We start from the raw sequence: 23,839 nt of genomic DNA, 5'->3' as shown, positions 1-23,839 counted from the left end.
TCCGGCAGTGATCTCATCGGGCGGATGGGGCCAAAGCGAATCGGAAACGTTCATTTGAAAAAAGACCCCTTCGGACTGTCTTACGCCGTCAGTCTCATACCCAGGACGACCGCCCGCCTCGCGGGCGCGTTGCTTGTTGCGGGATCGCTGGCCATGCCGCAGCTTGCAGCCGCCGGCGATTATCAGCTCGGCCCACTGGACAAGCTCAATATCCGTGTTGCCGAATGGCAGACCGTCGACGGCACGTTCCGCGACTGGGCGGCCATCAATGGCGAGTATTCGGTCGGCCCGGCAGGGACGCTGTCGGTGCCGTTCGTCGGCGACATGCAGGCTGCCGGCAAGACGACGGCGGAAGTCGCCTCGGCGATCGGGCTCGCCCTGCAGCGTAAGCTGGCGCTGCCGGACAAGCCGGAAGCGTCGGTCGAGATGGCGCAGTTCCGGCCGTTCTACATTTCGGGCGAAGTCCAGAACCCCGGCCAGTTTCCCTTCGTGCCCGATCTGACCGTGCTCAAGGCAATCAGCATCGCCGGCGGTATCCGGCGCAATGCCGACTATGGTCCGCAGATCGAAAAGGATCTGATCACCGCCAAGGGCAGCTATGAAATCTATGACGACCAGCGCTTGCGGCTGATGGTCAAGCGAGCCCGCATCGACGCCGACCTCGCCGGGAAAACGACTTTCGAGGTGCCTCAGGAAATTCAGGGCGATTCCAGATTGCCGACCATCGTCGCCGACGAAACTGCGATCCTGGTCTCCGACCAGAAGTCGCTCAAGCTGAAGCTCGATGCGCTCGATGATTTGAAGGGTGTTCTGCAGTCGGAAATCGAATCGCTGCAGAAGAAGATCGCCAACCAGCAGAAGCAGGTCGATCTGGCGACGCAGCAGGCCGACAGCATAGGTCCGCTGGCACAGAAGGGCCTGGTTGCCAATGCGCGTCTGCTTTCCTCGCAGCAGACGGTCACCGACCTGCAAGGCAAGATCCTGGACTATGAGACGGCTATCCTCACAGCCAAGCAGTCGATCAGCAAGGCAGAGCAAGATGCCATCGATGCCCGCAACACATTGGGTTCGAGCCTCACCGCCGATCGGCAGCAAACGGAGGCGAACCTGAATGAGGCAGCCTTGAGGGTCGGTATGCAGAAGGGTCTGATCGCACAGGCATCGGATCCGGCAACGACTGCCGCCCTCACCGGCAGTCAAGAACCGGCCCTGCTCTATTCACTGGTGCGGGTTGCCGACGGCAAGACGAGCGAGATCGAAGCCAAGGAAGACACGCCTGTCCTGCCGGGCGACGTGATCAAGGTGAAGCTGGCGCCGACGGCCAGCCAGTAGCGTCGCCGGCCCGGCTTGCTCGACTCGAGCCGAGGGACGGAGACGGGAGGGACAAGTCAGGCTCGTTCGCGTCACGGCGCGGGCGGGCGATCTGTTTGGACCGCTTGAAGGCATAACATGCAGCCCGCAGCCCCGCGTCACGTGTATCTGAACCTCGACGCCATCCGCGGCGTGGCGGCGATCAGCGTCATGCTCTACCACTTCTCGCCGTTCCTGGCAGACGGCAAGGTGCTGCCGTCGAGCTATCTGGCGGTCGATCTGTTCTTCCTGCTCAGCGGTTTCGTCATCGCGCATGCCTATGACCGCAAGATCGAGAACGGCATGGGCTTCGGCACTTTCGTTGCGATCCGCCTGATACGCCTCTATCCGCTCTACCTTGCCGGAACGCTGCTCGGTTTCTTCTATCTGCTGGTCAAGAACAGGTTGATGCCGGCCGAGTACATGCCGCTGTCCGAGATCGGCATGCAACTGACCACGGGCATGCTCTTCATCCCGCTGGTCAGCGATACCTACCATACGATCTTTCCGCTCAACCCCGCTTCGTGGTCGCTGTTCTTCGAGCTCATCGTCAACATCGCCTATGTCGCGGTCTTCGTGCTCCTGTCACGGCGCGTGCTGACGGGGATCGTCGCCGCCAGCCTCGTCTTGCTCGTCGTCGCCTCGATCCTCGCCGGCACGCTGGACTTCGGCATGACCGGCAACACCATTCTCAGCGGGCTGCCGCGCGTCACCTTCTCGTTCTTCCTCGGCGTGCTGCTCTGCCGATCGATGGCGCGCTGGCAAGGCGGCCTCGGCTTCCTGCGGCGCGGCCTGTGGGTCGAAGGCGCGATCCTGCTCACGCTTGCCGTCTTCGCCATCGCACCGGCCGGCGGCGCGCGCGTTGCCTACGACCTCGCCGCCATCGTCATCGTCTTCCCGATGATGGTGATGACCGGCGCGGTGGCGCCGACCGCGCCGCGATTGTCGGGCTTCTATGGCTGGCTCGGGCGGATTTCCTACCCGATCTACATCATCCACACGCCGATGCTGATGATCATCGCCGGGGCGGGCAAGGCTTTCTCGGTCGATCCGTTCGCGCATCATCCCTGGTTCGGCCTCGTGATGGCGGCCTCGGTCATCGTCATCGCCGACATCGCCACGCGCGTCTATGACGAGCCTGTCCGGCGCTTCCTGCAGCGGCAGATGCAGCGCGCCCGGGCCGTGGCTTAAGAAGGGTCAACGGGCAAAATCCGTTATGAAGATTCCTAAATCCATTCTGATCGATCCCGACCGCAACGAGAGCTACGGCGCCTTCGCCGTCGCGGTTTCCATGGTCGCTTTCGCCTATTCGCCGAATTTCGGCCAGATCCTGATCCTCGCCTACTACGCCGTCTGGCTGCCGCTGCTCTTCGTCGACTACCGGCGCTTCACCTGGAGACTTTCCACCGCCTGGCTGCCCATACTGCTTGCGGCCTATGTCTGCTTCTCGGTGTTCTGGTCCCAGGCGGCGGGCATCAGCGCGCGCGCGGCGGTGCAATATTCCTCGCATATCGTCTGCGCCTATGTCGCGGCGCGCACCATCAGCGTGCGCACGCTGATGGTGGGCTCGCTGATCGGTATCTTCGTCGTTCTGCTCTATTCGCTGAGAGTCGGCGCTTACGCGCTCGACATCATGGACGGCACGGTCAATTTCGTCGGCGCCTTTGGTTCCAAGAACCAGGTCGGCTTCTTCTCCTCGCTCGGCATCTTCTTCTGCCTTGCGTTCCTGGTCTTCTACCGGCGCAACTGGCTGGGCTTCGTCTGGACCGCGCCGATCATGCTTTTGTCGGTCTATATGCTGGCAATCGCCCATTCGGCGACGTCGGTGGCCTCGCTGCCGGCCGTGATCGGCATCGTGTCGCTGCTCACCATGACCAAGGTGCTATCGCTGCGCTATCGCCGCGTGCTGTTCATCATCGGCGCCGGCGCGCTGGTGATGGCTGTCGTGGCGGCGCTCAACCTGGGCCTGCTGGATCTCGTGCTCGGCCTCTTCGGCAAGGATTCGACGCTCACCGGCCGCACCTATCTCTGGGAGCAGGGCTGGGAGGCGGCGCAGCAGCATCCGCTGCTCGGTTACGGCTACGCCGCCTACTGGGTGCAGGGCTTTGCCGATCCGGAGCGGCTGTGGGCGGAGTTCTACATCTCGACCCGCTCCGGCTTCCATTTCCACAACACCTATGTCGAGACGCTGGTCGAGATCGGCTTCATCGGCGTCACCCTGCTGGCACTGGTCATCCTGCGCGCTTTCTACGGCCACGTCTCGAAAGTGGTGTTCGGGGAGTGGAACGCCGATTCGGTGGTGCTTGCCGGCGCGATCGGGCTGATGCTGATCCGCTCGTTCTTCGAGGTCGAGATGCTCGGCCCCTACTTCATGGCGTCCTTCATCGTCTATTACGGCCTGTTCAGGCTGACCCCGTTGCCGGCTTTCCGACGCCGCCGGGTAGCCATTCCCGCCGAGGACGAGCGGCATGGCGGTGGCCACATGCCGGCCCCTATCTGATCAGTGGGAAGCAACGGCCGAACGCGCGACCGCTGCCTGGATCAGCCGGTCGGCCAGGATCGCCAGGAAGGCGATCGACAGGCCGGCGATCAAGCCCATGCCGGCATCGGCCTTGCCGAGCGCGACATAGACCGCCTGGCCGAGATCGCGCGTGCCGACAAGCGCGGCGATGGCCAGCATCGACAGCGCGGCCATGATGGTCTGGTTGAGGCCGAGCATGACGACCGGCAGAGCGAGCGGCAGCTTTGCCTGCAGCAAGGTCTGCATCGGCGTCGCGCCCATCTGCTCGACCGCCTCGACGACGTCGGCGCGCACATGCCGCAATCCATGCTCGACATAGCGGATCGGCGGCACGATTGCGTAGAGCATGATGGCGATCAGCGCAGTGAACTCGCCGACCTTGAAGAACATCAGCGCCGGGATGAGGAAGACGAATTGCGGCATGGTCTGCAGCGCGTCGCAGATCGGCTTCAGGATGCGCGAGACGCGGTCGCTGTGCGCCGCCCATGTGCCGAGCGCGCCGCCGACCAGGAGGCAAAGCAGGACCGCCAGCGTGCAGAGATAGAGCGACTGCACCAGTTGCGGCCATAGGCCGTTGACCAGGATCAGCCCGAAGCCTGCCACCGCGAAGAGCCCAAGCCGCCGCCCGCCCACCTGGGCTGCGAGCAAGGCGACCGCAAGGATGAAGACAGGCCAGGGCAGATCGAGAAAGCCGGTGTAGAGAACGAGGCCGGCCGCGAGCACGGCGACCGCCGCCCGCCAACCGAAGCGGCGCGCAGCCAGCCCGGCCAAGGCCAGCACCACAACAACATAGATTGCCAGCGCAGATGGCGGCAGCGAAAAGCCCCACATGGCCGGCGTCGCCGAGCCCGAAATGCCGACGCGCATCGGCAAAAGCAGGCAATAGAGCACGGAATTGCGCACACCGTTGAAGAACCAGGCATAGTCGCGCACAAGCCCCAGCAGCCACTGGTTGACGGCGCCCATCTGCATGCGCAGCCCGGTTTCCGGCAGTAGCGTCGCATCGGGCGCGGCCAGCCGGATGACGACGGCGAGGGCCAGCGCGATTACCAGAGACAGGGCCAGCCGGCGTGGCGTCATCCATCGCATGGCGCGCGTCGGCCCGGTCTCCGGCGCCTTGGCGAAACCGATGGTCAGGCGGTCGATGAGGATGGCGAGCAGGGCGATGACGAGGCCGGAGAGGATGCTCTGGCCGAACTCGGCCTTGCGCATGGAGGACAGGACCTCCCAGCCGATATCCTCGAAGCCGCCGATGATGGCGGCGACGATCACCATCGACAGCGCCGCCATCGTCGTCTGGTTGAAGCCGACGAGAAGCTGCGGCAGCGCCGTCGGCACCTCGACCTGCCAGAATTGCTGGCGGCGCGTGCAGCCGCTCATCAGGCCGGCCTCGCTGATCGCCGCCGGCACGCGGTCGAGCCCGAGCATGGTGTTGCGCACCATCGGCGGCGTCGCGTAGATCGCCGAGGCGATCAGCCCGACCACCGGACCGAAGCCGAACAGAAGCAAGAGCGGGATAAGATAGGCGAAGGCCGGCACCGTCTGCATCAGGTCGAGCGCTCCGAGCAGCACCGGACGCCAGCGCGGGCGAGCGTAGCCGAGAACGCCAAGCAGGAAGCCGAGCACGGTCGAGATCGGCACGGCCAGCAGCACCAGCGCCAGCGTGTTCATGCTTTGCGGCCAATAGCCGGCCAGCAGGATATAGGCGAGCGTGGCGAGCGCGAAGATCGCCAGCCGCTCGCCGCTCGACTTCAACGCCAGGGCGGCGACTGCCAGCATCACCGCCGGCCAGGGCAGCCAGGCGAACACCAGCCGCGCGCCGCGCATCGGCGCATCGAGCAGGGCGGACAGCGCGCGGAACCCGGGCTGGATGACGGCGACCACCACGTCGGTCACGGCGTTGATGTACGTGGCCAGCGGCAGCGTCCATTCCTTGGGGAAATTGACCAGCCAGGGAAGCTCGGTTTTCAGCAGCAGGCAAAGCACCGTCAGCACCGCCAGGCCGCACCAGGGAACAAGGGTCGGCGCGATGGCGAACCTTTGCGGGGATGGCGCGATCGCGGCCGGCGCCGTCATGAGCGCGTGCGCCTCGCCTGCTCGCGCTCCAGCACGGCGAGCACCGCGCCGGCGCTGAGCACCGTCGGCGGGCTGCCGCCGGCGCCCGGCACAGCGAACGCCGCCACGCCGGAGGCGAGCTGCGGGATAAGCGCCTCGAGACTGGTGTCGGCGGCGACGCTCCGTTCGGGCAGCGCCGCGCCATTGGCGGGCGTGGCGATGTCACCGGCCGTGATGACGTGCAGCAGCGGCATGTCCTCGGTGAACTGCGCGACATAGTCGTCGGCCGGGTTGAGCACAATGTCGGCCGGGCGGCCGATCTGCACGATCTTGCCGTCCCGCATGATCGCCAGCCGATCGGCCAGGCGGAAGGCCTCGGCGATATCGTGGGTGATGAAGATGATGGTCTTCTTCAGCATGCGCTGCAGGCGCAGGAACTCATCCTGCATCTGCTTGCGGATCAGCGGATCGAGCGCCGAGAACGGCTCGTCGAGGAACCAGAGCTCCGGCCCCACCGCGAGCGAGCGGGCGATGCCGACGCGCTGCTGCTGGCCGCCGGAAAGCTGGTGCGGGAAGGACGCCTCGCGGCCTTCGAGCCCGACCAGCGCGATCATCTCGCGGGCGCGGGCTTCGCGCTCCTTCGCCGGCTTGCCCTGGATCTTCAGCGGGAAGGCGACGTTGCCCAACACGCTCAGATGCGGCAGCAGGCCGAAATTCTGGAACACCATGCCCATGGCGTGGCGGCGCAGTTCAATGAGCTCCTTGCCGCTGGCGGCGAGCAGGTTCCTGCCGTCGAGCAGGATCTCGCCGGCACTCGGCTCGACCAGGCGCGACAGGCAGCGCACCAGGGTCGACTTGCCGGATCCGGACAGGCCCATGATGACGAAGATCTCGCCAGTCGCCACCTCGAAGCTGGCATCGACCACGGCCGGCAGATGCGCTTCCGCGCGCAGGCGTTCGGCCAGCGCGTCGGGATCGATCACATAGCCGCGCGAGTCGAAGTAATAGCCGGGACGCCGGCCATAGACTTTCCAGACATTGCGGCAGGCAAGTTTTATCGGGCGCGCGGCGGCGTTCATCGGCAACCGCCCGTGCCCTGCCCGGCCCTGCGCGTCGCGGGAGCCGGACCCTGGTGGCCTTCAGCCCTTGTCAGGCACATCGGCGGAATTATCCCTTGGCGCCGTCGACCCAAGGTTTCCACACCGCCTCGTTCTTGTCGATCCATTCCTTGACGACGGCGTCGAGATCCTTGCCCTGCTTGTCGACCGCCAGCATCAGCTTCTGCTGCTCGGTCGCATCCATCTTGAAGGCCTTGAGGAAGGCATAGGCCGCCGGCCATTTGGCGCCGAAGCCCGACCAGACGATCTTGTCGACGTCAGGCGGCGTGATGCAGTGGTCGTTGGTCTGCTGCTTGCAGGGCGGCATCGTTACCCAGCCGACATCATTCTCGGCCAGCGCGTAATGCGGACCCCAGAACATCATGATCAGCGGTGTCTTGGCGGCTTCCGCTGCTTCCAGCTCGGCGACCAGCGCGCCTTCGGAGCCGGACGGCACGGCGGTATAGGGCATGTTGTTGTCGGCAAGGATGGTCGCTGCACGCGAGCCCCAGTCGGACGGGTAATCGAGGAAGCGGCCGTTCGGCGCGGTCTCGGGCGTCGCCAGCGCTTGGACGCATTCAGGCTTGTTCAGCGCAGTCCAATCCGGCAGGCCGGGGCAGACCTTCTCCATGAATTTTGGATAGATCCAGCCTTCCTGTGTCTTCAGATCGAGCTTGCCGATGTCCTCGATCTGCTTGGCCGCCAGCACCTTCGGATAGATGTCGCCGACATTGTTGAGCCAGATCTCGACCGAGGCGCTGAGCGAGCCGTCGGCCAATCCTGAGAATTGCGGAAAATTGCCGGCGGTGACGTATTCGACCTTGTAGCCGAGCTTTTGCAGCAGTTGCCCGGCGATGTGGGTGGAGACATGCGCGCCGGTCCATTCCAGCATGGCGAGCTTGATCGGCTCGTCCTTGGCGCCGAGATCGGCGCTTTGCCCAGCCGTCGTTGCGGCAAGCATCAGCGCGAGGCCAATTCCGGCCCCTTGCAAGGCACTTTTCGTTTTCATGTCAGTTCCCCTGTTGTTGATGGCCTTTCTTCCAAGCCGGTCTCTTCCCACGAGACCGGTCACCCCCAACCGACGCTACCACAAGGCGCCGCCGGTGATCTGGATATTCTCCATGGTGATCCCCTTGGCGAGGTCCGAGCAGAGGAAGACGGCGAGCGCCGCGATCTCCTCCGGCCGCATCATGCGACCCTGGGGATTGCCTTTCCTGAATTCGTCCATCAGTTCCTCGGCGCCGCGGCCCTTGCCTTCGCGCTCGACGACCTGCGCCACATTGCGCCGCATCAGCTCGGTCTCGACCCAGGTCGGGCTGATCATGACGCAGGTGACGCCATGCGGCGCACCTTCCAGCGCCACGCAGCGGGTGAGGCCGAGCAGGCCGGCCTTGGAGGCGCAATAGGCTGGGTTGTCCTTCCAGCCGACCGAGGCCGCCGTCGAGCCGATGTTGACGATGCGGCCCCAGCCGCGCCCGATCATGCCGGGCAGCACGGCGCGCGTGGTGCGGAACGCGCCGGTGAGGTTGGTGTCGACGATCTTGTCCCACAACTCGTCGGAATGGCCGCAGACCGGCTGTTCAGCCGTGGTGCCGGCGGCGTTGACCAGGATGTCTGCCTGGCCGACGGCCGCCTGGGCTTCCGCGAAGAACAGGTTGGTGAGCGCGCTGTCGCGGACGTCGAGATGGGCGGCATGCACCTTGGTGCCGTGGGCGGCCAGCGCCGACCTCACGCGCTCGATCTCGTCGGCGCCGGGATAATAGGCGGCATCCGCCCTGCCCGGCTGCGGCGGCGCCACATAGGAGCCGACGGCAACGTTGGCGCCTGCCTTGGCGAGCGCCGTGGCGATGGCAAAACCCATGCCCGAGAATCCGCCGGTGACGATGGCGCTGCGGCCGGTGAGGTTGGTCATCGCAAGCGGTCTCCATATTCACACTGCAAGATAGCCTCCGTCGACGACCATTTCGGAGCCGGTGACGAATTTGGATTCGTCCGAGGCGAGGTAGAGGACCATGTAGGCGATGTCGTTCGGCTCACCGAGGAAGCCGATCGGATGGCGCGACAGCGCCTTGGCTTTCTCCTGCTCGAGCTTTCCCAGATCGCGCAAATAGTTCTCGGTCTGCGGCGTCCAGATATAGCCCGGGTGGATGGAGTTGCAGCGGATGCCGTAGCGCCGTTCGGCGCAATGGACGGCGACCGCCTTGGTCAAGGTGCGGACGCCACCCTTGGAGGCGCAGTAGGCGGCAAGCTCCGCCTCGCCGATGATGCCGTCGATGGAGGAGAGGTTGATGATCGATCCGCCGCCGGATTTCTTCATCAGCTTGATGCCTTCCTGGCAGCCAAGGAAGACGCCGTCGAGATTGACCGCCATGGTGCGCCGCCATTCGGCCAAGGAGGTGTCTTCTATCGTCTTGGCAATCGCGATGCCGGCATTGTTGACCAGCACGTCGAGCCGCCCGAAGCGCTGCTCGACCGCCGCCATGACCGACGGCCAGTCCTCGGGCTTCGATACGTCATGGCGCAGCGCCAATGCCTCGCCGCCGGCCTTGACGATCTCCGCCGCCGTATTGCCCGCGAGGCCTTCATCGATGTCGCTGACGACCAGCCTGGCGCCTTCCGCCGCCAGCAGAAGCGAAGACGCCCGTCCGAGGCCGAGACCGGCCCCGGTAACGAGCGCCACCTTGCCTGCGACGCGACCCATCAGCGGCATCAACCTCCTCTGTTGACGCAATTCCGGACGGAAAACCGTTTCACACTTTTCCTGGAATTGCTCTGTTCTGCTCCAGCGGCTTGCCCAGCCAATCGCGATAAAACCCTTCGAGATCGGGCTCGAAGTCATGCACGATCGGGTAGCCTGGCGCGGCCGCCTCGACCTCGTGAAGCGTGCCGCATTCAGGGCAGATGAATTCGCGGATTTCCATCCAGTCCGGATCCGGCAGATCGCTGTTGGGATAAATCTCGCGCAGCGATTCCTCGCTGTCGCGCACGATGATCGAGGCCTTCAGCTTCCAGTTCTTGCGGTAGTCGCCGAAGGAATGGCCGCATTCGCATTTCGTCACCCGCTCGTCGCCGCTCTGGCAGATGAAGAGATGGTCGCCGACGGGGAGCAGGATCGGGTCCTTCCAGCCGACGCGGTCCTGCAGCACCGCGACATATTTGAAGAAACGGTCGTCGTCCTTGTAGGCGCTCATGATGCGGCGCGTCTGCGGCCAGGGCAGCGTGCCGGCAACCAGATCGGCGATGACTTCCTTGCTGTATGAGGTCATGGTCCCTTACTCCACGCCGAAGGTCGATTTGGCATCGACATCCCAAAAGGTCGAAAAGTCCTTGGTGAAGCGCGGCGAGAGCTTGATCGCGCTGGCGTACATCTTCTTCACCTCGGGCGCGAAACCGGCCGCCTTCACCCGTTCGCGCTCCTTGGCGATCCATTCCGAAACCGGCCTTGCGCGGGCCAGGCGCTTTGCCCGCATCTCGGCGCGATGGCGTTTGGTGGCTTCGAGATTGGCGACCGGAAAGCCTTCCTCGTCTTCGTCGAGCACGATGCCGAAGATGCCTTCAGCCGCTTGCCTGGTGAGGAAGCCGTTCTCGACGTCCCAGGCGGTTTTCACCGGGTCGCGCTCCAGCACGTCGCCGTAACCGCCGCCGCCATTATAGGAATGGCTGAAGACGTCGCCCGTCTTGTGCGGCGCGGTGATATAGGGCCCTTCCATTGTCACGTGCTCGCCTTCGAGGCGCACTTCCAGCTCCGAGCGGTACGGATTGGTGCCGGTGTGGTGCGCCAGCGGCGCGCCGTTCTCGGCCAGCTCGAAGATGTTCGAGTTGCGCACCGCGCGATGCTTCTGGCAGGTAGGCGCCGGATAGCCGCCGCACAGGCCGCCATTGTCGAAGACGCGCGACGAGTGCTCGGACGTAACCAGCCGCAGATGATCGGTCTTGCTCACGAGCCAGGTCGACAGGAAGGAGCAGCCGCCGCGATATTTGCCGGCGCCGCCGGAATTGGGAACGATGGACCGGCCTATATAGAGCATCGGCATGTTCTGTTCCCAGATCTCGATATTGCCCATGTCGGATTCCGGGTTCCAGCCGACATAGGCGGTGTCCAGCCCGTCCTTGATGGCCAGCGCGCCGGAGCCGGCGGCGGCGCATTCGAAATGCGCCATGCCGAACGGTGTGCCGTACTGGCTGGTGCCGCCCATCTCGATCATCGGGCTGTTGACCTGGCCGACAAAAGCCTCCTCGACGAAGCCGCGGGCGATGAAGGAGCGCGACAGGAGCCGCTGGAACACGCCATAGGCCGGCAGCAGCAGCGCCCAGGAGGTGGCGGTCGCCACCATTTCGTTGTCCGGGTTGGTCCAGGTGCCGTGCGGCAGTTTCAGCTCGGTCGCCATCCAGGCGCCGTCATTGACCAGGCCTTCGAAGTTCATGTGCTGGGTCAGCGTCACGAACATGCCGCCGTCCATGCCGGCCGGCGTGCAGTTCATCGAATGGTAGCCCCAGGGCTGCGTGCCCTCGAAGTCCATCTTGATCTTGCCGTCGCTGGTGATCTCCATCTCGATCGGGATGTTGTAGAGCCAGTCGGGATCGCCCAGCGGCTGGTAGCCCGGCTTGCCGGCGGTGACGTGGCCATAGAAGGTGTGACCGCGATAGATGCCGGGTACGGTGAGCTGGCGAGTGCGGGCGAGCTGGGCGCGGCGGCCCTCCTCGATGAATTCCTTCGACACCTGCATCCAGTAGTCGAGGCCGATCTCGTCGATCAGCGCCTTGACGCTTTCGCGCATGTCGATGCAGGACGCCACCTTGGCCTTTTCATCCAACACCCAGTAGATCGGCATGCGCAGATTGCGCTCGCAGCGGATAACGTAGTCGCGCCGCAACTCGTCATTCTGGCCGACCTTTTCGGCGCAGACGAACAGGCCTTCGGTGAAGCGCTCCTGGGCGAGCGCCACGTCGCCGCCGGGCGTGATACCACCGGCTTCGAGCTCGTGGCAGACGGCACCAGCCCAGCCGACAAGCTTGCCGGAATGGAAGATCGGCACGACGTCCATCACGTCCGGCACCTGCACGGTGCCGATGAAGGCGTCGTTGTTGGCGAAGATGTCGCCGTCATTGATCTTCGGGTTCTCTTCGTAGCCGTTGCGGATCATCCATTTGATGAAGCGGCTCATCGTGTGCACATGCACCATGATGCCGTTGGAGAGCGCGATCGCGTCGCCCTCCGGCGTGTAGATGGCGACGACCATCTCGCCGACCTCGCGCACGCCGGGCGAGGCGGAAATGCGCCGGGCCATCTCGCGGGCCGAGACGCAATAGGCGCGCAGCTTGGTGTGCAGCGTCTCGAACTTCAGCGGATCCTGGTTGCGCAGATGGAGCTCGGTGATGCCGTCATAGCAGCCGGTCGCTTCCATCAGCCGTTCGGATTCGAGCAGCCGTTCGCGGATGCGCAGCGCAGAGGCGGGTTTGTCCAGCATGGCGTTCGCCCTTCTCAAGCGTGGGTGTAGTGCAGCAGCGTCCATTCATCGACATGGACGCGGTCCTGCGGGTGGACGACGAGCGTCGTCGCCGGATGTTCGATGATGGCCGGACCGATCACCTCGTGGCCGGGCTGCAGCAAATCCATCTCGTAGAGATTGGCCTTGTGCCAGCGGCCGCCGATATAGGCCTCGCGGACGCCCTTGTGGGCCGACGCGGGGTCGGACTTGCCGAGCGGCCGCTTGACCAGCATCGGCTTGACCTTGTCGGCGGTGGCGATCAGCCCCAGCTCGGTGATCGAGAAGCCGGCCTCGCCGTAGCGCGACACGCGGTGGTTGACCTTGGCGTAGACCGCCTCGAATTCGGCGATGACCTTGCGCATATCGTCGGCTGATTTGATAGCCGACAGCGGCGCCACCACCTCGACGTCCTCGAGCTGGCCGGTGTAGCGCATCATCAGGAACGGCACGGTCTTGATCTTATCCAGCGCATGGCCGTCGGCGACCATCTCGTCGACCGCGGCCCTGGTGAGATCGTCCCAGACATTGGTGACCTTCTTGCCGAACGCGACCAGCTCGTCATCGCCGGCGCGTGCGCCGATATCGATCTGCGTCGAGACCGAATGTCGGCGCATGAAGTCGGCGGTGGTGCAGCCGAACGCCGAGAAGGCGGCGGCGAACTGGAAGGTGATGATGTCCTTGAAGCCGATGCCCCTCGAGCAGCCTGCGAGATGCAGCGGGCCGGAGCCGCCATAGGAGAGCAGCGTGAACTCGGACGGGTGGATGCCTTGTCCGGAGATGACGCGGCGCAGCGCGTTGTTGGCGTCGGCCTCCAGCATGTCGATCATGCCTTCAGCGGCTTCCTCGACACCGACGCCGAGCACGCGGGCGCATTTCTCCTCGAAGGCCTTGCGCGCCTTCTCGACTTGCAGCACGACCTTGCCGCCGAGGAAGTAGTGCGGGTTCAACCTGCCGAGGATGGCGTCGCAATCGGCGATGGTCGGCTCGGTGCCGCCCTTGGCGAAGCAAATCGGGCCGGGGTCGGAACCGGCGCTTTCCGGCCCGAGCGAGACCTTCCTGGTCAGCGGGTCGACCTTCAGGATCATGCCGGCGCCGGCGCCGATCGTGTCCAGATGCAGCGTCGGCACGTTGAGCTTGAAGCGGTCCATCAGCGGCTCGTTCTCGATCCGCGTCTGGCCGCGCGTGATGACGCCCATGTCGAAGGACGTGCCGCCCATATCCGAGCAGATCAGCGAGTCGTTGCCGATCAGCTTGCCGACATAGGCCGCGCCGAGGATGCCGCCGATCGGGCCGGAGATCATCGTCTCGTGCAGGCGCGGATGGTTGATGGAGGTCAGGCCGCCGAAGGAGAGCAGCGTCTGCACGCCATATTTGAAGCCGTATTTCTTCGAGACGTCCTCGATGCCCTTCAACTGCTTGCGGCCGCGCGAGGTGGCGTAGGCCTCGATCAGCACCGAATTCAGCCGCGACTGCTCGCGGATGACCGGGCGCACCTCGTGGCTGGTGTAGACGAGGATGTCGGCGCCGGCAGCGGCGATCTCCTCGCGGCAGATCTCGGCGATGCGCTTCTCATGCGCCGGATTGACGTGCGAGAAGACGGTCATGATGCAGATCGCCTCGACCTTGTCGGCGATCAGCTTCTTTGCCGCGGCATGCACCTCGTGCTCGTAGAGCGGCAGGATGATGTCGCCGAATTGATCGATGCGCTCCGTGACGCCATGCGTGCGGCGGCGCGGCACCAGCGGATCGGGATGGTGGTGGGTGACCGCATGCAGGCGGTCGGCATAGGAATAGTCCGCCCAGGCCTGCAGGCCGCGGCCCATCAGGATCATGTCCTCGAGGCCCTTGGTGGTGATCAGCCCGAGCTTGCGGCCGGTGCGCGACAGAAGCGTGTTGAGCATGCCGGTGCCGGAATAGAGCACCACGTTGACGCCCGAGAACAGGTCCTGCAGCGAGATGCCCCAGGCCTCGGCCGCGTCCTCGGCCGAGGCGAGGAAGCCTTCCGCCTCGTTCTTCGGCGTGGTCGCCGACTTGCCGATCTTGAAGTGGCCGTCCTGATCGACAAGGATCGTGTCGGTCATGGTGCCACCGGCGTCGATGCCGATGACGATGGGGTTGGTGGTGATCTGGTCCACGTGTCGCCTTCCCTTATCGAGAACGACCATAGGCTAGATTCCCGGAGCCGGATCGCGCCATATGCCTAAAGACACAATGACCGCGCGACGCGGTTCGCCGAGAAAAGGGCATGCGCATGGGCAATATCTGGGCGCCGCTGGCCAAGGCGATCGCCGCCACCGGCACCGACCGGCATGTCGACTGCCTGATCGACCTGATCGGCGCCGACATCGCGCACGACCTGGTAACGGTGACGCGCTACTCAGCGACCAGGACGCCCGAATTCGTCAAGCACCGGCGCTTTTCGGACGAGATGGTGCGGCGCTACCTCGACAATTACTACGTCTTCGATCCCTTCTATGCGTCATGGCGGCGCCAGCGCCGGCTCGGCATCGTGCCGCTGAAAGGGTTGGCCGACGAGGAGGCCAAGCGCGGCCAGTACATAGCCGGTTTCCTGGCGCAGTCGGAGATATGCGACGAGGTCGGCATCCTGCTCGCCGACGGCGGCGACTGGTGCCTCGGCATCTTCCTCGACCGCTCGACCGTGTCGTTCAAGGACAGCGAGATCGCGCTGCTCAGCGAGCGGCTGCCGGTGTTCGAGGCGCTGCATGCGCTGGACATCAAGGCGCGCGGCTCAGATTTTTCGCGCACCTCGGCGCCGAGCGGTCCCGGCGCGTCGCCGCAGCAGAAACCGAGCATTCCGGAAAGCCTGTGGCCGGAGCTATCGCTGCGCGAGCGTGAACTGGTACAACTGATCCTCGCCGGACACCCGACCGCTAACATCGCCGAGCGACTCGGCATTACCGTCGGCACGGTGAAGAACCACCGTCGCCGCATCTATGAGAAACTCGACATCACCACCGAGCGCGAATTGTTCCTGCAGTTTTTCCAGCACCGGTTGGACACGTGACCGGCAGCGGTGTTTCGACATGCGATCAGGGCCCGTATTCCGCCGGCAGAGGTCGCAGTAACGTGATTAAGAACCAAGGGGTTGCCCATCCGGTGCTTGACGAGGACGGCGCCGGCAAAAAAGATCGAGCAAGGAATTCCGTGGGGGTACTGGCGAATGCAGCCCGGAGAGCTGACCGAATACGCCATAAGCCTGCTCGAGCGCGGCTATATATGCCTGCCGCTTCGTGCGGGCAGCAAGCATCTTGACCTTGCAGCGATGGAGTACGACCCGCTGCACCTGAGGACGTTGCGCAAGGATCTGAAGGAACTGGCCTTCACCTCTGTCGCCTTCCAACTGGCGCAGAAGCCGCCAGGCAGCGGCGACATCGCGCGCTGGTTCCGCGACTTTGCCGGCAATATCGGCATATTGGGAGGATTTTCCAACCTGATGATCCTCGATTTCGATGACGCCGCCGGCTACCGTGCCTGGCTGGCCGATCACAAGACGATCGCGAACGCTACGCCGACAGCAAAGTCGCCAAGCGGGTTTCACGTCTATCTGAGGACACGCGAGCCGATGGTCTCCTCCAGCCTCCACTTCGGCTTGCGCCGCGTCGGCCATGTCAAGGCGCTCGGCGGCTATGTGGTGGGTTCTCCCTCCGTGCTCGGGGACGGCTCCTCCTACAGCTGGATCAAAAGCCAGTCACCCTTCGACATCGAGCCGCAAGTGGTCGATGATCTTGGCAGTCTTTCGCTGCGCCCGGTGTCGATGCTCAAACATCACTATAACCGCGTGCTGAAGCGTGGCTTCTTCGAACGGCAATGAGCCACATGGCGGCCGACATAACCGTCGTCATCCCGGCAAGGAATGCGGCTGCCACGCTGGACACCGTGCTCGGCAGCCTGGTTGCCGACAGGCCGGTCATCCGCGAGATCCTGGTGATCGACGACGGCTCGGACGACCGGACGGCTGCCGTGGCTAAGGAGAGCGCGCAAAGCCGCGGCTTGCCGCTTGATGTGGTGAGCGTGCGCCTGGGCAGCGCGGGCGCCGCGCGCAATGTCGGAATCGAGCGGGCAAGCGGCACATCCATCTTCTTTCTCGATGCCGACGACGAGGTGCTGCCCGGCAGCCTGTCGCTGCTGGGCTCGGCGCTCGCAGGCCAACCGCTCGCCGGCCTTGCCGTCGGGGCCAGCATACGGCGCGCGAAGGGCCGGCCGGACAAGCTCAAGACGCCGCATGGCTATGGCCCCGACAGGCGGCAGAACACGCGCCGATACCTGCGCAACGAATTATGGCCGATCGCCATGGGAAGCGCGCTGGTTGCCGGCTGGGCTACAGCCGGCATTCGCTTTCCCGAGACGATCGGCCTCGACGAGGACACCTGCTACTGGGCGTCGTTGCTGGCGCGCGCCGATATTGTCGCGATCGAGACGCCGGTGCTCCTCTACCACCATGACGAGGCCCGGATGGCGCGGCGCTTCATCACGGCGCCGCGCAAGACCTTTCTGGCCATAGCGCGCGAGCTCAACGGCCTTGCGGCCGCCGGCGTCGAGCAGGGGCCTCTGCAATGGCGAAAGGCCTGGATAGCGCAGCGCATCGCGCGCCAGCTCATCAAGCACAGGATGTTCGCCGACGCGGCCGGCATGATGCGCGCGGTCAAGGCGCATCGGGAACTTGGCCGGAGCTGGAAGGCGGCACAATACCTGGCCAGGATCCGGTTCGGGCGGCTGGCAGGCAACAGGCCGGATATATCTGTCGATCCGGCGGCGCCCCGACGCACGCTGATCGTCAGCTTCGACCCTGCCTATCCGCCTGTCTCCGGCGCCGATCTCAGGACCTTCGGCAATGCCGGCGCGGCGGCCGAGTTCGGGCCCGTCCGCCTTGCCTCGGTAAAGCCGGCCGGCTCGATGCAGCCACCCGACCGCGACATCCGCGTGGTGTCGCTGGCCACGGAAGCCGACAAGCGATCGCATTCGCTCGGCTGGCGACGCCTCAAAGGAGAAAACCGCATTCCACGTGCGGCGCTCGCTCGCCTCAAGGCCCTGGTGCGCGAGTTCCGTCCGGACACGATCGTCGTCGAGAGCATTCCGCTGTTCAAGCTGCTGCAGCCTTTGCGGCCGCTGACCAGGCAGCTCGTTCTCGACATGCACAATGTCGAGTCTGATCTCGCCGCCCAAGCGCCCGGCAATGCCCCGCCGTCCGTGTCGCCCGACATAAGGCGGTTGGAGCGGAGAGCGGCGGCCATCGTCGACCGTATCTGGGTGTGTTCGAAGCGGGACCGCGAGCGGCTCAACGCTATTGTGGCGCACAGAACACCGATCGAAATCGTGCCGAACGGCATCCCGCGCGCCCAAGGGTCGTTTGCGACGCTGCCGCCGCCGCCCGGCACATCCGACGGATTTCCGGTGATCCTCTTTGTCGGCCATCTCGGCTACAGTCCCAACATCGATGCCGCTGAGCGCCTGGCCAGCATCATCCTGCCGCGGGTCCGGCAGGCGTTGCCAGGCGCGCGGCTCGTCCTTGCCGGCCGTTCGCCCGATCCAGCCGTCCGGACCCTGTCAAAACTCGACAGCGTCGTCCTGATCGAAAATCCCGACGATATCGGCCCCCTGCTGTCGGCAGCGCATCTTTGCATCGTTCCACTCCGGACCGGGGGCGGCACGCGCATCAAGATCCTGGAAGCGATGGCCGCGGGTGTTCCGGTGATCGCGACGCCGCTCGCGGCGGAAGGACTCGACCTCACCGGCGGCGAAGACTTGCTCCTGTCCGATAACGACGAAGGACTTGCCAGCCTGACGGTCGCGCTCTGTTTTGACCCTGCCCGCATGGCTCGGCTGCGCGCCCGGGCCCATGATATCGCATGGTCTCGTTTCGGGCCCCGGGCAATCCGCGACGCCGTTCGCCATGGCCTGGGACTGGACGGCGCCAGCCGATGAACCGCTGCACAACGAGCCTTCGATGATCCCCAAGATCCTGCACCAGACCTGGAAGACCGACGAAATCCCCGCCCGGTTCCGGGCTTATGTCGAGAGCTGGAAGCGGCACCATCCGGACTGGACGATGATGTTCTGGAACGATCGGCGACTGCTCGCGTTCGTCGCCCAGCATTATCCCGACTTCCTGCCGACCTTTTGCAGTTACGAACGCGGCGTGCTGAGAGCGGACGCCGGACGGTATCTGCTTCTGCATCATTTCGGCGGCGTCTACGCCGATATCGACTGCGAATGCGTGGCATCGTTCGATCCGCTGGCCGGCGAGGACCGGATCGTGGTCTGCAAGGAACCGGACACGCATGCACGGGTGCAAGCCGATTTCCGCCGGCTGCCCTATCTTCTGTTCAACGGCACGATTGCCAGCCCGCCTGGCCATCCCTTCTGGCTTCACCTCCTGTCCTTCCTGCCAGGGCTGGCCCACGCCAAGGAAGCCATCGACGCGACCGGCCCCTGCGTGTTGACTTCGGCCCAGCTCAGCTATGACGATCAATCCGCCTTCGCCATCCACCCTTCGGCGTTGTTCGCACCGGTGGACTCGGCCGGACGCAATGGCGACAACGGGACGCCGACCCTTTCCATCCACCATTGGGCCGGCACATGGTGGACACGCGCCTCGGCCCCGGGGTGGCGAGACAAGATCCGCACGCAGGTCTACCGGTCCTGGCATCATCTGACGCGCGGCGCCTATCTGAGCGAAGCAGCCGCCAGGCAGGGCGTGAGCCCGGCGGCCATCGCGGCGCCGATCCCGTCAGGCCGCAACGTCGCCATTCTGGTGCCGCTGCGCGACGCGGCGGATCATATCCAGCCTTTCCTCGATGCCGTCGGCGCGCTCGACTACCCGAAGGACAAGATCAAGCTGGTCTTCTGCGAGGGTGACAGCCTGGACGCAAGCTGGGAGCGATTGCAGCAGGCCGTGGCACCGCTGGCCGGCGTCTATCGCGACGTGGTCCTGCTGCAGAGACAGACCGGCGTCCAGCTCGACCGAACGAAACGCGCCAGGCGACACTTGCAGCGCGTGAGGCGCGGCGCCATCGCGAAGGTGCGCAACCACCTGATCGACCACGGCCTTGGCCCGGTCGACGATTGGGCGTTGTGGATAGATATCGACGTGTGGCGGTTTCCCGGCGATATCTTGAGCCGGCTTATCGAAAGCGGCCATCGCATCGTGGTTCCCAACTGCGTCAAGATCGCCGGCGGCGACAGTTTCGACCTCAACAGCTTCGTCAGCGTGCGCCGGGAGAAGGATTATCGCTACTATCGCCAGATGCGCGGCGGCATTCATCAACCGCCGGTACACTCCTACAACCGCTTGCATCTCAGCGACGTCAGGCATCTCGACAGCATCGGGCTCGACGGCGTCGGCGGGACCATGCTTCTCGTCGACGCGGCCCTGCATCGCGGCGGGCTTCGCTTTCCAGAGATACCCTATCGCGATTTGATCGAGACGGAGGGGTTCGGCGTTTTGGCCAACGATCTGGGAATCAGACCAATCGGGCTGCCCAGGCTGGAGATAGAGCACGTGCCGTGGTGAGTTGCGCCACGGGTGGCTGCGCGGTCGCCGCGTCAACCGACGGCGCGATCAGCCGGCGCGAAATCTTCCGCGCCAACGCGACAGGCGCGTCGATAGGAACGCGGCATAGCCGAATGGGCTGTAAGGCCGGCCCGACGGCTGAGCGGCCCGTGCCGCAAGGCGTTCGTGGACGAGTGCGGCCAGACGGACTTTCGGTGGCCTGGCGGCACGTTCCAACTGTACCAGCAGGCGCTCCGGCAGCGGTTTCGATCGCCAGGCGAAGTAAGCCTCATATTCGAGCGGCGTCTCGATCAAATGGCGAAGATAGTCGGCCAGTTCCCGGGGCGTGTCGAAAGACGCCGCGTCGATGTAGCAATTCTCGGGAACGAAATCGGCGCCGTTGGGCGCGCCGAGATAGACCGGCACCGTGCCGGCCGCCAGCGGGTCGAACATCTTTTCGGTGACGTAGTCCGGCGCGATCGAGTTTTCGAGCGCCAGGCAGAACCGGTAGCGGCCGATGGTTTCGAGCTTCGTCTGCGGGCCAAGATCCGGACCCTCGACATGCCGATTGGAATTGAACTTCCCGTAGCGATCGACGCCAATATGCTGGGACAACTCCGCGAGGAGGGTGTCGCGGCCGCTTTTGTTGAAGCTCGACGACTGGAAATGCACCGCCGGCGCGGCCTCCATCTTCGGCGGCGCGACCGGTTTTCGCGCGGCCTCCCACCAGCCAGCCTCTGGCAGATACGGTGTCCAGACATCCGATCCGGACTCGTAAGTCATGGTCAGGTCGAAGTGGCGCATGAAGACCGGATCGGCCAAGGCGGGATAATTGACGATGCTCTCCATCGACCAGGCGACCCATAGCTGGCCGGGGTATTTGCGAGCATCGGCGATCTCTTTGAAATTCGGCACGTGAAAGATGACGGCTGCAGCTTCGGCCAGCCGGCTGCGGTCGTTCGTCCACTCGACGGGAAAATCGCATCGAGGAATGGCGTCGAGGTCGACGGCCTTTTTGAACCAGCGCGTCCAGAAGAGGATGAGCGGACGATTCGGCGGCATCAGGCCCCGTGGATCAAGCGATGCGCTGTCTTTACGCCCTTGCCTGCAGCCGCGAAAGGATGGCCGCCGTTGCGACGGTCAGTCATGGAGGTCCCTTGAAATCGCCGGCCCCATGGTGAAGCCGGAAAATGTCGCTTCAAACCCTTCGCGCTGCGGCGAGCAGCACATCATGCCGACATCGACCGATTTCGAGGTCGGGAAGTAAGCCAGCCGCACCGGCTTCCAATGGCCATCCGAGGCGTCCAGATATTGGATGCGGATTGCCTCGGCGTGGCGGGTCAGGCGGATCCTGACGCCATCCTTGCCGGCGGCGATGGCGACCAGCGACCAGTCGGAGGTGTCGTTGGTGACGACGACGGAGAAGTAGGCGAGCCCGTCGGTGTATTCGATGCCGGCCTTGATCCAGTGCGTTTCGCTGAGCCGCAGCATCAGCCCGGCCTGATCGTAGAGCACCTTGTAGTCGCCCTTGACGGTGACTTCGGCGCTGAAGTCGCCCTCGACGGGGCGGTGGAGGAAATGGCCGTTGTCGCGCCAGAAACCATAGAAGGTCTCGCGCCAGAAGTCGGTATCTTTTCCTGTTCGAACGGTAAGCGTGCCGTCGCCGACCGTATGGTGCGGCGGCGGGTTGAGCCATGTCATGCCGGCCACGCTCATCGATTTCCTCCCAGGCTGGATTAGCCGGCGAATGTATAGGCCGTCTTCACCGTGGTGTAGAACTCCATGGCGTAGCGGCCCTGCTCGCGCGGGCCGTAGCTCGAGCCCTTGCGGCCGCCGAACGGTACATGGAAGTCGACGCCCGCCGTCGGCAGGTTGACCATGACCATGCCGGCTTCGGAATTGCGCTTGAAATGCGTCGCGTGCTTCAGGCCGGTCGTGCAGATGCCGGAGGTGAGGCCGAACGGCGTGTCGTTGGCGACGCTGAGCGCCTCGTCATAGTCCTTGACGCGGATGACGTTGGCGACCGGGCCGAAAATCTCCTCGCGCGAAATGCGCATGGCATTGGTCGAACCGGTAAACAGCGTCGGCTGCAGATAGAAACCCGGCGTCTTGCGATCGAGCCGCTCCCCACCAAAGGCAATCGTTGCGCCTTCCCTGACACCGATGGCGATGTAGTCTTCATCCTGCTTCAGCTGGGTTGCGTCGACGACGGGACCGATCTGGGTCTGCGCATCGAGCGCGTCGCCGATGACGAGCTTGTCCAGCCGCTCCTTCATGGCGTCGACGAAACGGTCGTGGATGCCGTCGGTGACGATCAGGCGCGAGGACGCCGTGCAGCGCTGACCGGTCGAGAAATAGGCGCCGTTGACGGCGCAATCGACGGCGACGGCCAGATCGGCGTCGTCGAGCACGACGAGCGGGTTCTTGCCGCCCATTTCAAGCTGGAACTTGCGCATGTGCTCGACGCTTGCGGCGGCGACGCGCTTGCCCGTGCCGACCGAGCCGGTGAAGGAGATGGCGTTGACGTCGGGGCTGTCGAGCATCGCCTGGCCAACCACGGAACCCTTGCCCATGACGAGGTTGAGCACGCCCTTGGGCAGGCCGGCGCGGTGCAGGATATCGACGATGGTCCAGGCGCTTTCAGGCACCAGTTCGGCCGGCTTGAAGACGATCGTGTTGCCATAGGTGAGCGCCGGCGCGATCTTCCAGGCGGGAATGGCGATCGGGAAGTTCCACGGCGTGATGATGCCGACGACGCCGACACCCTCGCGGGTCATCTCGACGCCGACTCCCGGGCGCACGCTCGGCACCGTCTCGCCCGACAGGCGCAGCGTCTCGCCGGCGAAGAAATCGAAGATCTGCGCCGCCCGGATGGTCTCGCCGATGCCCTCGGCCAGCGTCTTGCCTTCCTCGCGGGCAAGCGAGCGGCCGATCTCGTCCTTGCGCGCCATGATCTCGTCCGACGTCTTCTTCAGCACGGCGTGGCGGGCCAGCGGGCCGGAGCGCGACCAGGCCGGAAAGGCCGCGTTGGCGGCGGCGATGGCCTGCTTGGCTTGCTCGGGCCCGGCCGACGCATATTCGCCGACGACGTCGTCGGTGTTCGAGGGGTTGATGTTGCGCGAGCCGGGCTCGCCGAGCCACTCGCCGTCGATCAGGTTCTTACGCAGCACGGTCATCTTGCTTTTCCTTGGGTTTTGGGAGCGACAGCCATCGGCCGGGTCAATTGTCAGACAAATGATATAGTCATTGCCCGGGAGGAGGTCTACCCGCCATCTTAAACCTAGAGCCGGCTCGCGTCAGGTCGAGAACGACCAGAACAGGCAGGCGAGCGTGACCGCGCCGAAGACGACGAAGAACAGGCTTCTGAGCAGGACGTTGCGTCGAAGCTCGTTCATGAAAAGATGCGCCGCCACGATCGCCGCGACGAACAGGAAGCGCCAGTTGAAAAGCGCCCAAAGCACCTCATGCTGGCCGAAGGCCCATCTGGCGAGCAGCGAGCCGACGATCGTCGCGAAGAGCACGATCGTCGCCCAGAAGATCGCGTCGGCGGCATGGGTCAGGACCACGCCGGCGGCGCGGATCGGCAGGATCATCATCAGCATGGCGCCGAAGAAATAGATGGCGGCGATCGCCAGGAACGAGCCGGCATCGGCAATGCCGTCGAGGCGCTTCACGCCGAAGGCGCCGTAGGGATAGCCATGCCTCGCCACCGCCAGGGAAAGCGCCATCAGCAAGGCGCTGAAAAGAGTGACCAGTGCGAATGTGCCGAGGGCCTTGCTCATGTCGTTTCCTGTCGAGACGAATCAACAGGAGTCTA

The 23,839-nt window shown here is 64.7% G+C and carries 19 protein-coding genes; 7 read left to right on the top strand and 12 right to left on the bottom strand.

All coding sequences use genetic code 11. From position 1 onward, the window contains the following. The first annotated feature begins 153 nt into the window (after window positions 1-153). From WDX12_RS11835 to WDX12_RS11825, 3 genes are all read left to right on the top strand, one after another. A complete protein-coding gene (locus WDX12_RS11835; protein ID WP_320294285.1) occupies window positions 154-1,332 on the top strand; it encodes a polysaccharide biosynthesis/export family protein in 1,179 nt (392 codons plus the stop codon). Window positions 1,333-1,449: 117 nt separating this feature from the next. Then, window positions 1,450-2,541, top strand: coding sequence for an acyltransferase family protein (locus WDX12_RS11830; RefSeq protein ID WP_434724987.1), 1,092 nt, complete (start codon window positions 1,450-1,452; stop codon window positions 2,539-2,541). 25 nt (window positions 2,542-2,566) lie between these two features. After that, entirely contained in the window at window positions 2,567-3,850 is a 1,284-nt protein-coding gene (locus WDX12_RS11825; RefSeq protein WP_434724986.1) for an O-antigen ligase family protein, read from the top strand. Here the strand turns inward: WDX12_RS11825 and WDX12_RS11820 are convergent, their stop codons facing one another. The 8 genes from WDX12_RS11820 to WDX12_RS11785 form a co-directional block, all read right to left on the bottom strand. Further along, window positions 3,851-5,947, bottom strand: coding sequence for an ABC transporter permease (locus tag WDX12_RS11820; protein WP_434724985.1), 2,097 nt, complete (start codon window positions 5,945-5,947; stop codon window positions 3,851-3,853). Beyond that, window positions 5,944-7,005, bottom strand: coding sequence for a quaternary amine ABC transporter ATP-binding protein (locus WDX12_RS11815; protein ID WP_434724984.1), 1,062 nt, complete (start codon window positions 7,003-7,005; stop codon window positions 5,944-5,946). Before WDX12_RS11815 ends, WDX12_RS11820 begins: the two co-directional genes overlap by 4 nt. A gap of 88 nt (window positions 7,006-7,093) precedes the next feature. Continuing rightward, window positions 7,094-8,032 (bottom strand): ABC transporter substrate-binding protein, encoded by a 939-nt coding sequence (locus tag WDX12_RS11810; protein ID WP_320294280.1) that lies wholly within the window; start codon window positions 8,030-8,032, stop codon window positions 7,094-7,096. 75 nt (window positions 8,033-8,107) lie between these two features. Beyond that, entirely contained in the window at window positions 8,108-8,935 is an 828-nt protein-coding gene (locus WDX12_RS11805) for an SDR family NAD(P)-dependent oxidoreductase (RefSeq protein ID WP_434724983.1), read from the bottom strand. A gap of 18 nt (window positions 8,936-8,953) precedes the next feature. Next, on the bottom strand, window positions 8,954-9,724 hold the full coding sequence (locus WDX12_RS11800) for a glucose 1-dehydrogenase (protein WP_320294278.1): 771 nt from the start codon (window positions 9,722-9,724) through the stop codon (window positions 8,954-8,956). Window positions 9,725-9,773: 49 nt separating this feature from the next. Beyond that, window positions 9,774-10,289, bottom strand: coding sequence for an acetone carboxylase subunit gamma (locus WDX12_RS11795; protein ID WP_320294277.1), 516 nt, complete (start codon window positions 10,287-10,289; stop codon window positions 9,774-9,776). A gap of 6 nt (window positions 10,290-10,295) precedes the next feature. Beyond that, the gene (locus WDX12_RS11790) at window positions 10,296-12,491 is read right to left on the bottom strand and encodes a hydantoinase B/oxoprolinase family protein (RefSeq protein ID WP_434724982.1); all 2,196 of its coding nucleotides are present in this window, start codon (window positions 12,489-12,491) and stop codon (window positions 10,296-10,298) included. Window positions 12,492-12,505: 14 nt separating this feature from the next. Next, entirely contained in the window at window positions 12,506-14,677 is a 2,172-nt protein-coding gene (locus tag WDX12_RS11785) for a hydantoinase/oxoprolinase family protein (protein ID WP_434724981.1), read from the bottom strand. Between the two features lie 80 nt (window positions 14,678-14,757). Here WDX12_RS11785 and WDX12_RS11780 point away from each other — a divergent pair, with 80 nt between their 5' ends. The 4 genes from WDX12_RS11780 (at window position 14,758) to WDX12_RS11765 (ending at window position 20,043) form a co-directional block, all read left to right on the top strand. After that, entirely contained in the window at window positions 14,758-15,537 is a 780-nt protein-coding gene (locus tag WDX12_RS11780) for a helix-turn-helix domain-containing protein (protein ID WP_320294274.1), read from the top strand. A 156-nt stretch (window positions 15,538-15,693) separates the two neighbouring features. Continuing rightward, the gene (locus WDX12_RS11775) at window positions 15,694-16,344 is read left to right on the top strand and encodes a bifunctional DNA primase/polymerase (protein WP_434724980.1); all 651 of its coding nucleotides are present in this window, start codon (window positions 15,694-15,696) and stop codon (window positions 16,342-16,344) included. Then, a complete protein-coding gene (locus WDX12_RS11770; protein WP_434724979.1) occupies window positions 16,341-18,455 on the top strand; it encodes a glycosyltransferase in 2,115 nt (704 codons plus the stop codon). Before WDX12_RS11775 ends, WDX12_RS11770 begins: the two co-directional genes overlap by 4 nt. Window positions 18,456-18,477: 22 nt before the next feature. After that, window positions 18,478-20,043, top strand: a complete 1,566-nt coding sequence (locus WDX12_RS11765) for a glycosyltransferase (RefSeq protein WP_434724978.1) — start codon at window positions 18,478-18,480, stop codon at window positions 20,041-20,043. A 48-nt stretch (window positions 20,044-20,091) separates the two neighbouring features. On the opposite strand, the gene WDX12_RS11760 is transcribed toward WDX12_RS11765, so the two are convergent. The 4 genes from WDX12_RS11760 to WDX12_RS11745 all read right to left on the bottom strand — a co-directional run bounded on the left by WDX12_RS11760 (window position 20,092) and on the right by WDX12_RS11745 (window position 23,804). Continuing rightward, a complete protein-coding gene (locus tag WDX12_RS11760) occupies window positions 20,092-21,084 on the bottom strand; it encodes a glycosyltransferase family 10 domain-containing protein (RefSeq protein WP_434724977.1) in 993 nt (330 codons plus the stop codon). Window positions 21,085-21,162: 78 nt separating this feature from the next. Further along, window positions 21,163-21,738 carry a DUF1349 domain-containing protein gene (locus tag WDX12_RS11755; protein ID WP_434724976.1) on the bottom strand — a complete coding sequence of 192 codons (576 nt, stop codon included), beginning with the start codon at window positions 21,736-21,738 and terminating at the stop codon, window positions 21,163-21,165. A gap of 20 nt (window positions 21,739-21,758) precedes the next feature. Next, on the bottom strand, window positions 21,759-23,198 hold the full coding sequence (locus WDX12_RS11750; protein WP_434724975.1) for an aldehyde dehydrogenase family protein: 1,440 nt from the start codon (window positions 23,196-23,198) through the stop codon (window positions 21,759-21,761). A gap of 120 nt (window positions 23,199-23,318) precedes the next feature. Further along, a complete protein-coding gene (locus WDX12_RS11745; RefSeq protein WP_320294267.1) occupies window positions 23,319-23,804 on the bottom strand; it encodes a hypothetical protein in 486 nt (161 codons plus the stop codon). Between the last annotated feature and the right edge of the window lie 35 nt (window positions 23,805-23,839).

Source organism: Mesorhizobium sp. RIZ17 (assembly GCF_051127865.1).
GTDB classification, from domain to species: Bacteria; Pseudomonadota; Alphaproteobacteria; order Rhizobiales; family Rhizobiaceae; genus Mesorhizobium; species Mesorhizobium humile.
Note: the sequence above shows the minus strand (reverse complement) of the source record. Positions and strands in the feature narration are given on the sequence as shown.